11 protein-coding genes and 1 tRNA gene are annotated in these 13191 nt (G+C 69.1%); 7 read left to right on the top strand and 5 right to left on the bottom strand.

Annotation, left to right across the window (positions count from 1 at the left end; genetic code table 11):
- Window positions 1-52 precede the first annotated feature (52 nt).
- From tmk to IEY82_RS02350, 4 genes are all read left to right on the top strand, one after another.
- Complete coding sequence (tmk, locus tag IEY82_RS02365) at window positions 53-2095, top strand: dTMP kinase (protein WP_189122238.1); 2043 nt, start codon at window positions 53-55, stop codon at window positions 2093-2095.
- Window positions 2096-2104: 9 nt separating this feature from the next.
- A complete protein-coding gene (locus tag IEY82_RS02360; RefSeq protein WP_189122237.1) occupies window positions 2105-3280 on the top strand; it encodes a DNA polymerase III subunit delta' in 1176 nt (391 codons plus the stop codon).
- A gap of 353 nt (window positions 3281-3633) precedes the next feature.
- Window positions 3634-5031, top strand: coding sequence for an FAD-dependent oxidoreductase (locus IEY82_RS02355; RefSeq protein WP_189122236.1), 1398 nt, complete (start codon window positions 3634-3636; stop codon window positions 5029-5031).
- A 119-nt stretch (window positions 5032-5150) separates the two neighbouring features.
- Window positions 5151-5534, top strand: a complete 384-nt coding sequence (locus IEY82_RS02350; RefSeq protein WP_189122235.1) for an ArsR/SmtB family transcription factor — start codon at window positions 5151-5153, stop codon at window positions 5532-5534.
- A 145-nt stretch (window positions 5535-5679) separates the two neighbouring features.
- Here IEY82_RS02350 and IEY82_RS38820 read toward each other — a convergent pair whose 3' ends face one another.
- Complete coding sequence (locus tag IEY82_RS38820; protein ID WP_225262033.1) at window positions 5680-6900, bottom strand: GNAT family N-acetyltransferase; 1221 nt, start codon at window positions 6898-6900, stop codon at window positions 5680-5682.
- Window positions 6901-6913: 13 nt separating this feature from the next.
- Window positions 6914-7249, bottom strand: a complete 336-nt coding sequence (locus IEY82_RS02335) for an ArsR/SmtB family transcription factor (protein WP_189122234.1) — start codon at window positions 7247-7249, stop codon at window positions 6914-6916.
- A gap of 279 nt (window positions 7250-7528) precedes the next feature.
- Here IEY82_RS02335 and IEY82_RS02330 point away from each other — a divergent pair, with 279 nt between their 5' ends.
- From IEY82_RS02330 to IEY82_RS02320, 3 genes are all read left to right on the top strand, one after another.
- The gene (locus tag IEY82_RS02330) at window positions 7529-8374 is read left to right on the top strand and encodes a PSP1 domain-containing protein (protein ID WP_373291445.1); all 846 of its coding nucleotides are present in this window, start codon (window positions 7529-7531) and stop codon (window positions 8372-8374) included.
- 139 nt (window positions 8375-8513) lie between these two features.
- Window positions 8514-9545 carry a DUF2776 family protein gene (locus tag IEY82_RS02325; protein WP_229697522.1) on the top strand — a complete coding sequence of 344 codons (1032 nt, stop codon included), beginning with the start codon at window positions 8514-8516 and terminating at the stop codon, window positions 9543-9545.
- A 92-nt stretch (window positions 9546-9637) separates the two neighbouring features.
- A tRNA-Thr gene (locus IEY82_RS02320) sits at window positions 9638-9714 on the top strand.
- A 119-nt stretch (window positions 9715-9833) separates the two neighbouring features.
- Here the strand turns inward: IEY82_RS02320 and IEY82_RS02315 are convergent.
- The 3 genes from IEY82_RS02315 to IEY82_RS02305 all read right to left on the bottom strand — a co-directional run bounded on the left by IEY82_RS02315 (window position 9834) and on the right by IEY82_RS02305 (window position 13111).
- Window positions 9834-10445 carry a TetR/AcrR family transcriptional regulator gene (locus IEY82_RS02315; protein ID WP_189122232.1) on the bottom strand — a complete coding sequence of 204 codons (612 nt, stop codon included), beginning with the start codon at window positions 10443-10445 and terminating at the stop codon, window positions 9834-9836.
- A 171-nt stretch (window positions 10446-10616) separates the two neighbouring features.
- Entirely contained in the window at window positions 10617-12425 is a 1809-nt protein-coding gene (locus tag IEY82_RS02310) for a hydroxysqualene dehydroxylase (RefSeq protein WP_189122231.1), read from the bottom strand.
- A gap of 83 nt (window positions 12426-12508) precedes the next feature.
- The gene (locus IEY82_RS02305; RefSeq protein WP_189122230.1) at window positions 12509-13111 is read right to left on the bottom strand and encodes a TetR/AcrR family transcriptional regulator; all 603 of its coding nucleotides are present in this window, start codon (window positions 13109-13111) and stop codon (window positions 12509-12511) included.
- Between the last annotated feature and the right edge of the window lie 80 nt (window positions 13112-13191).

Here is a 13191-nt window from a genome sequence, read left to right as displayed (position 1 = left end):
GGCTTTTCGCTAGTCTTCCAAGTTCCGGCGAGCACCTGGATACGCTGACATCATGACCGCCCCTGGCCGACGCCGAACCATCCATGTGCTGGCCAACGCTCCGTTCCGCCGGTTGTGGACGGCTATGTCGGTGTGCAGCCTGGGTGACTGGCTCAACATCCTCGCTCTGACCGCCCTTGCCGGAAACCTGACGAAGGGCGACTACCGCACCCAGTCGCTGGCCATCGGCGGCGTGTTCATCGCCAAGATGCTGCCGGCCGTCCTGCTCGGCCCGCTCGCGGGCGCGTTCGCCGACCGGTTCGACCGGCGGGTGACGATGGTCGCCGCCGACCTGTCGCGTTTCGCGGTCGTGCTGTCGATCCCGCTGGTCGGCAGCTACCAGTGGATCATCATCGCGACGGTCCTCGTCGAGTGCGTCAACCTGTTCTGGGTCCCGGCGAAGGACGCCACGGTGCCCAACCTGGTGCCCAAGGATCAGCTCGAGTCGGCCAACCAGCTCAACCTGCTGGTCACCTATGGCAGCGCGCCGATCGCGGCCCTGTTGTTCGCGGTGCTGTCCGTGGCGGCCGACCTGATGCGCAACCTCGTGCCGTTCCTGTCGGGCATGGACCCGACCGCGCCGGCGCTGATCCTCAACGCCGTCGCCTACCTGGTGTCGGCGGCGCTCATCTTCACCCTGCGCGACATCCCGCGGCGCGACGGAGCGATCTCCACCCCGTCGGTGCTCAGGCAGATCGTGGACGGGTGGCGGTTCGTCGGCGGCAACCGCCTGGTGCGCGGTCTGATCATCGGCATGCTGGGCGCGTTCGCGGCGGGCGGCGCGGTCGTGGGCGTCGCCAAGATCTACGTGGAGGCGCTCGGCGGCGGCGACGCGGCCTACGGTGTCGTGTTCGGCGCGGTCTTCGTCGGCATGGCGCTCGGCATGTTCTTCGGGCTCCGGTTCCTGCGGGAGCTGTCGCGACGGCGGTTGTTCGGGCTCGCCATCACCCTGGCCGGTCTGGTCCTGGCCGCGATCGCCGTGGTGCACAACCTGGCGATCGTGGTCATGCTGACCGTGCTGCTGGGGGCGTGCGCGGGCATCGCCTGGATCATCGGCTACACGCTGATCGGCCTTGAGGTCGAAGACGCGATGCGCGGGCGCACGTTCTCCTTCCTCCAGTCCACGGCGCGGGTGACGCTGCTGCTCGTGGTCGCCGCGGCCAACCCGCTGGCCGCGCTCGTCGGCGCCCACGTTTTCACGCTGGGCGACCTGACCTACCAGTTCGACGGCTCCAACCTGGTGCTGCTGGTAGGTGGGGTGCTGGCGGTGGCCGTGGGCATCCTGGCGCTCCGCCACATGGACGACCGCAAGGGCGTCTCACTCTCCGAGGACCTGCTCGCGGCGGTGCGGGGTGAGCGGTTCCAGCCTGAGTCGGCCGAGCGGATGCCCGGGTTGTTCGTCGCGTTCGAGGGCGGTGAGGGGTCGGGCAAGACGACCCAGTCACGGCTGCTCGCGATCTGGCTGCGAGACCAGGGTTACGACGTGGTGCAGACCCGTGAGCCCGGCTCGACCAAGGTCGGCATGCGGCTGCGGGCCATCCTGCTCGACGCGGCCGAGAAGGGGCTGTCGGCGCGCTCGGAGGCGCTGCTGTACGCCGCCGACCGGGCCGAGCACGTCGAGAAGGTCATCCGGCCGGCCCTCCAGCGGGGCGCGATCGTGGTCACCGACCGCTACGTCGACTCCTCGCTGGCCTACCAGGGGGCCGGGCGGGAGCTCGACCCCGAAGACGTGTCCAAGGTCAACGCCTGGGCCACCGGCGGGCTGGTGCCGCACCTGACCGTGCTGATCGACACCCCGCCGGAGATCGGGCTGACCCGGCTGGGCGGGGCCGCCGACCGGATCGAGGCCGAGCCGCTGGCGTTCCACGAGCGGGTGCGCAAGGAGTTCCGCGCGCTGGCGGCGGCCGCCCCCGACCGCTACGTGGTCGTCGACGGCACCCTGCCGTCCGACCAGCTCAGCCGCGCCATCCAGGACCGCGTGCGGGAGATTCTGCCCGACCCGGTGCCCTACGAGTCCGAAGACGCCACAGGCACGATGCCGGCCATCCGCGACTAGCCTGTGTCCGTGACGGTTTTCGATGACCTCGTCGGGCAGGACCAGGCCGTAGCCGCGCTGTCGCGGGCCGCGGCGGCGGCGGACGAGGTCATCGGCGGCGGCCGTGGGGCCGGCATGACGCACGCGTGGCTGTTCACCGGCCCGCCCGGTTCGGGGCGTGAGGAGGCGGCTCGCGCCTTCGCGGCGGCCCTGATGTGTCCCGACCGCGGCTGCGGCCACTGCGACCAGTGCCACCAGGTGCTGATCGGCTCACATCCCGACCTTGAGACCGTACGTCCCGCCGGCCTGTCCTACAGCGTCAAGCAGACCCGCGAGCTCATCCTCAGGGCGGCCGGCGCGCCGACGCAGGGCCGCTGGCGCGTCATCCTGTTCGAGGCGGCCGACCGGGCCACCGAGTCCGCCGCCAACGCCCTGCTCAAGGCCATCGAGGAGCCGCCTCCGCGCACGGTCTGGCTGCTGTGCGCCCCGGCCCCCGACGACCTGATGATCACCATCCGGTCCCGCAGCCGCCTGGTCACCCTGGCCACACCGACGACCGAGGCGGTCGCACACGTGCTGGCCACCCGCGACAGCGTGCCCTGGGAGACCGCCCGCTTCGCCGCCCGTGCCGCCCAGGGCCACATCAGCCGAGCCAGGGCGCTGGCCCTCGACGAGGACGTCCGCCGTCGGCGCGAGGCCGTCCTGAGCATCCCCAGGTCGCTGACCGGGGTGGGTGAGTGCGTGTCGGCCGCCGAACGCCTGGTCAAGACGGCCGAGGAGGAGGCCGCCGCGGCGACGGCCGCGCTCAACGAGTCCGAGACGTCCGACCTGCGCAAGCTCTACGGCGAGGGCTCCACGGGCAAGGGGCTCAACCGCGGCCTGGTTCGCGGTGGCGCGGGGGCGCTCAAGGAGCTCGAGGACCGGCAGAAGTCCCGCGCCACCCGGATCAAGCGCGACTCGCTCGACGCGGCGCTGCTGGAGCTGGTGTCGTTCTACCGCGACGTGGTGGTGATGCAGCTCGGCGCCCAGGTGGAGCTGGCCAACGACGACCTGCGGTTCGAGCTCGACCAGTTGGCCAAGGGGTCCACCCCTGAGGAGACGCTGCGGCGCATCGACGCCATCATGCTGTGCCGCGAGCGTCTCGACGCCAACGTCAATCCCCAGATCGCCGTCGAGGCGATGATGCTGTCCCTGCGCAGTCCCTGACGCCGTCCGTGCACCGCTCGCGTCAACCGGTGCCGCACAGGGCGTGGTCCACCAGGGTGGCCATCGCCCGGTCGGCGCGCTGCTCGGCCTTGAAGTCGGTGAGCGAGCGGAGGTGGCCGAGACCACGACCCCACGGCGGCCGTCCGGCGTGACGTCCAACCGCCTTGGGCCTTGATTCGACAGCCAGCTAATTTGACATGCTTCTAAGCAAGGGTCATGATGATGGCTACTTAGACAAGCTTCTATTCAAGAGGGTCTGCCGATCACGGCACGCCACCTTCGATGAGGTGCGTGGCGACCGCCGGTGCCCCACCTCTGACCGTCAAGACCTCACCGATCCAGGAGACGCCATCATGAGCGACGGATGCTGCGGCACCACCACCTCCCTTGAGCTTGACCAGCTGGTGAGCACAGGTGACACCAGCGCGCTGCCGGTCGTCGTGATCGGCGCCGGGCCGGTCGGCCTGGCCGCCGCCGCGCACCTGACCGAACGCGGCCTCGACTTCCTCCTGCTGGAAGCCGGGCACCAGGTCGGCGCGTCGGTGGCGCAGTGGGGGCATGTGCGGGTGTTCAGTCCGTGGAAGTACAACATCGACACCGCCGCCCGCCGCCTGCTGGAGGCCGACGGCTGGACGGCGCCCGACGCCGACTGGTTGCCCACAGGCGCCGAGCTCATCGACGACTACCTCGCCCCGCTGGCCGAGCTCTTCGGAGACAAGGTACGGCTCGGCAGTAAGGTCGCCGCGATCAGCCGTCTCGGCTACGACCGCGTTCGCACCAACGGTCGTGAGGACGCGCCCTTCCTGATCCGCCTGGACTCGGGCGAGGAGCTTCACGCCAGAGCGATCGTGGACGCCTCCGGCACCTACACCACGCCCAACGTCCTGGGGGCCAGCGGCCTGCCCGCCCACGGGGAGCCCGGGGTCGACGTCGACCATGCTCTGCCCGACGTGCTCGGCGCCGACCGCGACCGGTACGCGGGCAGGCACACCCTGGTCGTCGGAGCAGGTCACTCCGCGGCCACCACGCTGCTGGCCCTGGCCCAACTGGAGGACACGCGGATCACCTGGGCGATCCGGGCGGGCAGCGCCGGCCGTACCTATGGTGGCGGCGACGCCGACGCGCTGCCGGCCCGCGGCGCGCTCGGCACCCGGCTGCGCGCGCACGTCGATTCCGGTCGCATCCGGCTGCTGACCGGCTTCTTCACCCACACCGTTCGGCGGAACGGCGACGGCGTCGAGGTGATCAGCCGCGACCCGTCCGGACACGAGCAGACGGTCACCGTCGACCAGATCGTGTCGGCGACCGGCTACCGGCCCGACCACTCCATGGCGAGCGAGCTGCGACTGGACCTGGACCCGGTCCTCGGCTCCACCCGGGCGCTGGCGCCCCTGATCGACCCGAACCAGCACTCCTGCGGCACCGTGCCCCCTCACGGAGTCGACGAGCTTGCCCACCCCGAGCCGGGCTACTACGCCGTCGGCGTCAAGAGCTACGGCCGTGCCCCCACGTTCCTCATGGCCACCGGCTACGAGCAGGTGCGCTCGGTCGTCGCCGCCATCGCCGGAGACTGGGAGGCCGCTCGCGACGTTCGGCTCGACCTGCCCGAGACCGGCGTCTGCTCCTCCAACCTCGCCGAAGCCCAGGAACAGCGCATCGGCCTGGCCACCGGGATCAGCGGCGGCCTGCTGGCCACCCCGCTCCCGCTGGCCACCGTCTCCGCCTCCGACGGCGGCGGTTGCTGCGGCTGAGCTGAGGAAGGACTCCGAGGGCGAGGGCCGGGCGCTGGCCGACCGCCCTCGGCGCGTTGGCTCCGCTCGCCTGCCATCGCCTATGATTTCGACAATTGTCGAAGTAGGGGGTTGTCGTCATGACCGCCGTCACGATCCAGTGCTGCGCGCCGATCGCCCGCGAGCCCCTCGCCGAGCATGAGGCGGCCGAGCTCGCGGTGCTGCTCAAGGCGGTCGCCGACCCCGTACGGCTGCGCCTGCTGTCGATGATCGGCTCTCATGCGGGCGGCGAGGCCTGCGTCTGCGATCTGACCGGCGCCTTCGACCTGACCGCCCCCACGATCTCCCACCACCTGAAGATCCTGCGTACGGCGGGCCTGATCGACGGCGAGCGGCGCGGCACCTGGGTCTACTACCGGATCGTCCCGGAGACGGTGACCCGGCTCGGCGCGCTGTTCGCTCCGCTGGCCGATCCAGCTCCTGCCTCAGGTGCGCCGGTCGAGGTGGAGTTCGTCAGCACCTGAACGGCCGGGGGCGGCGCGGGCAGCGGACGAACAGCGCGCCAGGCACGGACGGGCTCCTTGAAGAGACGACGGCCCCACAGGCTGACGTAGACCAGGAGCAGCGGGCCCCTGCGCGAGACACCATGGTGAAGTGGTCGGTGGACACTCAGCGGGCGCTTCGGCGCTCCAGCAGCACCACGTCCCGCCAGCGGCCGTGATGGCGGCCGATGCGCTCGCGGGTGCCGACCACCCGGAAGCCGAGCGTCTGGTGCAGGGTCAGGCTGGCGGTGTTCTCGGGGAAGATCCCGGCCTGGACGGTCCAGACGCCGGCGTCCTCGGCTGCGGCGATGAACGCGCCGAGCAGGGAGCGGCCGATGCCGTGGGCCTGGCAGCCGGGGTGGACGTAGACGCTGTGCTCCACCACGCCGGCGTAGACCGGGCGCGAGGAGACCGCTGAGGCGGCGACCCAGCCGAGAACCTCGCCGCTGTCGGTGTCGACGGCGACATAGCGCAGGTGCGGTAGCTTGCCCGAGGTGAAGCTTTCCCAGTCGGGTGCGGTGGTCTCGAAACTGGCCTGGCCGCTGTCCAGGCCCGCCTGATAGATCTCCAGCACCTGCGCCGCGTCCGCGTCACACATCGGCCGGATCTCCAGCCCCGGCCCGATGGCGGGCTTGCTCGCCCGCACGATGGCCGAGTGGACGCCGTCGCCGTGAGCGGCCGTCAGCCGTACGGTGATGCCGACGAAGCCCGCCTGCCGCAGCAGCGCCCGGTATTCCTCGGCCTCCAGCGAACCTGCGACGCAGCCGACCCGCTGCTCGGCGGCAGCCCGTCGTGCCGGATCGGCCGAACCGTCGGTGACGATGTCGCTGACCCCGAACAGGCCGCCCGGCCGCAGCACCCGGAACGCCTCGGCCAGCACGGCGGACTTGTCGTCGGACAGGTTGATCACGCAGTTGGAGATCACGGCGTCCACCGCGTGATCGGGCAGCGGAATCGCCTCGATGCCGCCGTGCAGGAACTCCACGTTGGCCGCCCCGGCCTCGGCGGCGTGGGCACGAGCCAGAGCGATCATGTCCGCGCTGGCGTCCAGGCCGTAGACCTTGCCGTGCGGGCCGACCCGGCGCGCCGAGAGCAGCACGTCGAGGCCACCGCCGCTGCCCAGGTCCAGCACCGTCTGGCCCTCGCGCAACCCGGCGACCGCCACCGGGTCGCCGCAGCCCAGACTCGCCTTCAGCGCGCCGGCGGGCAGACCACTGGTGTCGTCGTAGTCGGCCGTACCGAAACACCCCTGCTCGAACTCCGCCGCGCCGCAGTCGACGATCACCCGGCCGAGCAGCGCCGCCCGGGCCAGACCGGAATAGCGCTTGACCACGTCGTCATCAGCCATCAGAGATCTCTCCTCACTCGCACACCGGGGTTGCCGGCACGGGGTTGCCCATCACGACATCGGCCGCCGTGGGGAAGCAGCTCACGCAGTTCTCGTTGATCCGGTAGCGGCTGGAGGTGCCGTGACGCGTGACCAGCACGAACCGCACCTCCGCGAGGATCTTCAGATGGTGGGAGACCGTGGACTGCCCCACTCCGGAGGCCGCGACGATCTCACCCACGCTCATCGGCTCTCGCCGCCTGGCCAGCAGGGAGACGATCTGGATGCGGGTGGCGTCGGCGAGCGCCTTGAACCAGCTCGCGTACTCTTCCGCCTCGGCGCGTGCCAGAGGTCTATCGCCCTCATTCATCGTTAATCGACGATAATCGTTTAAACGGGTAAGGGGAAGGTCTCCGTACGACGTCGTCGACAAGCCGGGCCGTATGGACGGAGTCGACAACAGGTGTGAGGAGTTCCGGGTCGACGTTCAGCTGCGATACGGCCTCCCGGCGCCGTCGCGGAAGATGTGTGGCACGAGATCATCATGGGGCACTCACGCGACGCGCGTCCGCAGACGTACTGTGTCAACCGAAGGCCGCAAGAACCCCCGAGGCCGTCAGGAGGCGAGCACGAGCCCATGGGAATGATCATGGCCGTGAGCTTCACCCGTTATGGAAGGCTTTACTACCTCGACCCGGGCGGGCACAGCCCCAAGGTCGGCGACAAGGTGCTGGTGCCGACGGACTCTGGGCCAGAGGTGGCCGAGTGCGTGTGGGCGCCGCAATATACGAGCGAGGACATCGACGGGCTGCCGGTCTGCGAGGGCATCGCGGCCGACGAACATCTCTCGCGCGACGAGACCAACAAACGCCGCCGAGCCGAGGCCCGGAGCGTGTCAAAACGCCTGATCAAGCGGCACACACTGCCCATGAAGGTGGTGGGCGTCGACTATCTCGACAGTGACAACGTCTACACGGTCTACTTCTCGGCCCCGCATCGCGTCGACTTCCGCGCCCTCGTACGTGATCTGGCCCGCAATCTCCGGGCCAGGGTCGAGCTGCGGCAGATCGGCCCGCGTGACGAGGCGCGGCTCCAGGGCGGCATCGGGCCGTGCGGCCGTGACCTGTGCTGCGCGACGTTCCTCAAGGATTTCGAGCCCGTCTCGGTCCGCATGGCCAAGGACCAGGACCTTCCGGTCAACCCACTGCGCATCGCGGGCGCCTGCGGGCGGCTCATGTGCTGCCTGAAGTACGAGCATCCGCTCTACGTCGAGACGCGCAACAGGATGCCTCGCACGGGAAGCCGCGTGAGCACGCCTCAAGGAGATGGAAGCGTGGTCGGGCACAACGTGCCCGCCGACACGGTCACCGTCCGTCTGGACGACGGGGGACGGCGCTGCGCCTGCCCTTCGGCCTCTGTCTGCTCACCACGGCAACAGCACGACAAGGTGTACGGCGCGGACGGCGGCGCCTCGCCCCTGGAGGAGCAGCGGTAGGGCAGGCGGCACGGACCTGACAATGTGCCCCTCTGGGAGCCCCCGACCAGACCCGAAAACAGTCAGCGTAAGTTGTTGCTACATGCCACTTTCCGGAGCAGGCATGGCTGTTTATCGGGGGGTAACAGTGAACTTTGCGATGAGCGTCGTCTTCCGTGCCATCCCATTGGTGATGGGGGTGATCTGCGTCGCCTTCGGTTGGTACATCCTCACGGGCGGCTCGGACCCCAACCATTTCGTGGCCGGTCACGTGGTCGTGTCCCTGGCCGCCATCTGCTACGCGCTCTTCACCACCGCGGCCACGATCATCCGTCAGCTGATCTACCGCTACAACCTGGCCTGGCGCGTCATCCTGCCCCTGACCGGCTACCTGGCCGCCCTCGTCGCCATCACCTACGGCATCGTCCTCATCACCCGAGGCGACGAAGCTCAGTACGTGGTGGCCGGCCACGTGGTCGTCGGTGTCGGCCTGATCAGCACCTGTGTCAGCACCGTGGCCACCTCCTCGACCTGCTTCGCCCTCATTCCGGTCAACGCCGCCCGTATGCCGGAGGACGATCCGCCCCCGAACGCCTATTCGTCAGCCGTGGGCAGGATCCTGATAGCCATCCCCGTCGTCTGCGCCCTTGTCGGGTTCGTCTACGCCTTCATTCTCATGGCCCAGGGCGGCAGCGCCTACTACACCGCCGGTCGTGTCGTCTTCGGCCTCGCCGCCGTCTGTGCCAGCCTCATCGCCCTGGTCGCCAGCATCGTCCGCCAGGTACGCAACGCCTTCGACGAGCCTGAGCGCTACCGCTGGGGCTGGCTCGTCATCGCCATGGGCACCATGAACCTCCTCTTCGGCGCCTACGTCCTGGCCGCCTCTGACGAGCCCTACCGCATCGCCCCCGGCTGCATCCTCATCGGGCTCGGTCTGGTCTGTTACAGCATCCTCTCCAAGGCCCTGCTCCTGGCCCTGGTCTGGCGCCGGACCTTCCCTCTCGCCAACCGCATTCCCATGATCCCGGTGATCACGGCACTGGCCTGCCTGTTCTTCGGGGCCTTCCTCTTCGAAGCCGCGGACACGGCCGCTTCCTTCTTCATCCCGGCCCGGGTCATGGTCGGTCTTGGGGCCGTCTGCTTCACTCTCTTCTCCATCGTCTCCATCCTTGAGGCGGGGACGTCGAAATAACCGCGGGACGGTGCGATCTGTCCCAGGTTCAGTTGGTCGTCGGGAGCGAAGAGCCCCGCGGCTCCTGTAGACTCTTCCAAGCCGTACGGCACGCCGCCTTAGCTCAGTCGGCCAGAGCACTTCACTCGTAATGAAGGGGTCTCGGGTTCGAATCCCGAAGGCGGCTCCAGGTCAGAAGCCCCTCAAGATCCCTTGAGGGGCTTCTGAGTGTCTAAGCGACAGATCAGCGCCTCTACCGGGTCCGGCGTCCGGGTCGGAGAGGTTCGCGAGCGGGCGGAGCGGTGTCCGTTAGGACTGGGATGGGACGAGGGCTCGCAGGGCGACGTTGACGGAAGCCTGCAGGTCTTCACGACTGGTGCCGGACGCGGCGTGGACGGCGAATCCCTCGCTGAGCGCCATCACGAAGCGCGCCAGTGCCCGGTGGTCCACGCCGGGCGGGAGGTCTCCTTCTCTTGCCGCGCGAGACAGCCGTTCTTCGACGACGGCTTCGTTGGCGGCCCGGCCGGCGGCCAGGACCTCGGAGATGCGGGCGTTCTCGGGCGAGCAGGCCAGGCCTCCCTGGATGGAGAGGCAACCCAGGGGGTGATCGCCGGCGGTGAGGCCGTCGGCGCTGGAGCGCAGGAACGCTTCGATGGCCGCGTACGCGGTGGGTCGGTCGAGTGCGGCGCGGACGTTGGCCAACTGGGTCTCGCGGTAGCGCGCGAAGGCGCGCTCGAACAGTTGCTCCTTGCTGCCGAACGTGGCGTACAGGCTCGGTCGGTTGATGCCCATCGCACTGGTGAGGGCGGTCATTGACGCACCCTCGTAGCCGTGTCGCCAGAAGACCTCGGCGGCCCGGTCGAGGACCGCCTCCTCGTCGAACGCCCGCGGTCGTCCAATGGTCGGCGTCTCGGTGCTCATGAGCCCATCCTACCGATCGGTAGAGATGACGAATCGGTGTGCAACCGATCGGTACAAAAGGTGCATGGTAGCTTTCGTAACCGAGCGGTACAAAATGTCCGCTTCGGCCGAACAGCCGACCCTGGGTCAACTGGTCGGCACCGACAGAACGGGAAAAAGTGATCAGAGGCGTCACGGCCAGTACGGGGCGAGGAGGTCGAACTTGTTGGGCAGGCCCAGCCGATAACGGACGTCGTCCAGGTCGTAGAGGGTCTGGAACTCGCGCGGCAGGTACAGGTCGTACAGCTGGGCCTTGGTCGCGGAGGAGCCGGCGGCGTCGAGGATGGCGTTGGCCGTCGTGCGGCCCGCCTCGTTGCCGCCTTCCATGGTCGCCAGGTTGATGTTGTTGCGGACGTAGTCGGCGGCCAGGTAGAAGTTCGGGATCCGGGTGACGGAGTCGGGGCGGTTCGCCCACGAGCTGGGGGAGTTGATGAGCAGGGGCTCGTCGTTGGCCACCGCCGGGGTGCCCTCGCCGGTGATGGCGGGGTCGACGAACCAGCTGTGGACGAGCGAGTCCGGCAGCAACTGGGCGCCGTTGGGGGTGACGGCGCGGACCTGGGCCAGGACCTCCTGGACGATCTGCTGGCGGGTGCACTGCTTGGCGGTCTTGCCGAACAGGATGCCCGGGGTGTTCCAGTCGGACAGGTCGAGTGACAGGCAGTCGCGGGCCTGGCCGTTGCCGTAGGTGGCGGGGAAGTCGGTCGTCCAGAACTGCGCCTGGCTGATCGAGGTGAGCGCCCACGGGGTGCCGGCGTAGACCATGTGGCCCTTGACGATCGGCGTGGGCTGCTTCAGGTAGATCATGACGCCGTTCATCCAGTCCGTCTCCAGGTTGCTCAGCCTGGCCAGCTGGGGATCGGCGGACTTCATGGCGGTCGACAGGAGGGGCGTGAGGCGCTCGATGGGCATCGCGGCCACGTAGTGGTCGGCGGTGACGGTGCCGACGGCGCCTGTGGGGTCGGTCACCCGGGCGCCGGTGATCCGGCCGCTGCTGTAGTCGAACCCGGTGGCGGTCCAGCCGACCTTGAACTGGACGCCGAGCCCGGTCAGGTAGTTGATCCAGGGGTCGATCCACACGTCGTTGGACGGGCCGTTGAGCACCTGGTCGGGCGGGCCGTACGGGCCGAGTCCGAGCCCGCTGTAGAGGAGCGCCTCGAACATCATCGCGATCGTGCGGGTGTTGGCCCGGTCGGGCTGGGCGGCCACCAGGGAGGCGGTGAACATCCTGGTCAGCAGCTCGCGGTACTCGACCGACATGTTGTCGGACTTGGTGAAGTCGGAGAAGCTCATGTTCTCCCACTGGCCGAGCTTCCGGCGGGGACCGCTGGTGATGAACGTGATCATCTTCGACAGGAAGAAGTTGACCTGTGTGAGCGGGATGGTGGTGCCCGCGATGAGCGCGCTCCGTAAGAAGTCCTGGATGACTTCCGGGGTGAGCCCGCTGCTCAGTTCACTGGGGATGGGGACGCGTAACATTTTCTGCCGGTAGGCGATGGCCGTGAGGCTGGCGGCGACCAGGTTGTCGCGCACGGTGCCGGAGCCGAACGGGATGCGGCTCATGGTGTCCGGCAGGTTCTGGTAGAAGCCGGGGAAGAACCGGAAGCCGTGCTCGCCGGGCAGGTCCTTGCGCCCTCCGGTGGCGGTGCCGGGCACCGGGATGCTCCTGGACTTGCCGCCGAGGATCTTGCGCTCGTACACAGTGACCTGGAAGCCGCGTTCGGCCAGCTCGTGGGCGGTGCTCAGGCCGCCCATGCCGGCCCCGAAGACCGCCACCCTGTGGCCGGCGCTGCTGCTGATGAGTGCGGGGGCGGCCGCCCTGGCGCCCTCCGCGCCCCATAACGGGCCGGTGGCCGCTCCCGCCGCGGCGGCCATCGCGCCGGTGACGAACCTGCGCCGGTTGATCCCGCCCTGTCCGTTGTCTTGGATTTCCTGCTCTGCCATGAACCGGCCTCCGCTCGCCGATAGCTAACCGACACGACTGTTCGTTCAGCTAGGCGAGACGATGAACCCGCGGATCACTTCTGTCAAGACATGGATGTGCGTCCCGGAGTTTGGGACAGACCGTTCCACAGCACGAGCATGGCGGCTTCGACGAGCTGCCCGCGCGGCATCGACGGGTTCTTGGCCCACCACTGGGCGAGGCCGTCGGTGCCGGAGATGAGCAACTCGACGACGGCGTGCGCGGTGTCGCTGTCGGGGTCGAGCCCGAGGTTGCGCAGGTCGCGCCCGAGCATGACGGCGACCGAGCGGGTGCGGGTCTCGCGGATGCCCCAGCGGACGATCTTGATCTCCGGATCGTCCTCATCGGTGTGGTCGAACAGCAGGCGGCGTGCGGCCGGCCAGTCTTCGGAGAAGCTGAAGTACGCGTCCAGCGTGGCGCGCAGCCGCCGGCCGGGCGAGCCGGTGCCGGTGATGCGGGCGCCGATGTGTGCGACCAGCCGTGCGTTCTGCTCCTGCAGAACCGTGATGAGCAGGACCCGCTTGGACGGGAAGTGGTCGTAGAGCACCGAGCGGGTGACCCCGGCCGCCGACGCGATCTCCTCCATGGCGGTGGCGTGGTAGCCGCGGGCGGCGAAGACGTCCAGGGCCGCCTCGGTGATGCGGGCCCGCCGGGCTGAACCCCGCATGCGTTTTCTCGGCTCCTGGCTCGCCATGTCCGGCAGCCTACCCTCGACCTGTTGACGACGCGCCTGTCGTAGGCATAAAA

This window comes from Nonomuraea cavernae (genome assembly GCF_014646355.1).
In the GTDB taxonomy this organism is placed as follows: Bacteria; Actinomycetota; Actinomycetes; order Streptosporangiales; family Streptosporangiaceae; genus Nonomuraea; species Nonomuraea cavernae.
The sequence above is the reverse complement of the archived record's forward strand: the minus strand, read 5'-3'. Positions and strand labels throughout refer to the sequence as shown.

Bases quoted from the DNA above. Each gene is read 5' to 3' on its own strand.
- tmk (WP_189122238.1), top strand. From the start codon at position 53: ATGACCGCCCCTGGCCGACGCCGAACCATCCATGTGCTGGCCAACGCT.
- IEY82_RS02355 (WP_189122236.1), top strand. From the start codon at position 3,634: ATGAGCGACGGATGCTGCGGCACCACCACCTCCCTTGAGCTTGACCAG.
- IEY82_RS02350 (WP_189122235.1), top strand. From the start codon at position 5,151: ATGACCGCCGTCACGATCCAGTGCTGCGCGCCGATCGCCCGCGAGCCC.
- IEY82_RS38820 (WP_225262033.1), bottom strand. From the start codon at position 6,900: ATGGCTGATGACGACGTGGTCAAGCGCTATTCCGGTCTGGCCCGGGCG.
- IEY82_RS02335 (WP_189122234.1), bottom strand. From the start codon at position 7,249: ATGAATGAGGGCGATAGACCTCTGGCACGCGCCGAGGCGGAAGAGTAC.
- IEY82_RS02330 (WP_373291445.1), top strand. From the start codon at position 7,529: ATGGCCGTGAGCTTCACCCGTTATGGAAGGCTTTACTACCTCGACCCG.
- IEY82_RS02325 (WP_229697522.1), top strand. From the start codon at position 8,514: ATGAGCGTCGTCTTCCGTGCCATCCCATTGGTGATGGGGGTGATCTGC.
- IEY82_RS02315 (WP_189122232.1), bottom strand. From the start codon at position 10,445: ATGAGCACCGAGACGCCGACCATTGGACGACCGCGGGCGTTCGACGAG.
- IEY82_RS02310 (WP_189122231.1), bottom strand. From the start codon at position 12,425: ATGGCAGAGCAGGAAATCCAAGACAACGGACAGGGCGGGATCAACCGG.
- IEY82_RS02305 (WP_189122230.1), bottom strand. From the start codon at position 13,111: ATGCGGGGTTCAGCCCGGCGGGCCCGCATCACCGAGGCGGCCCTGGAC.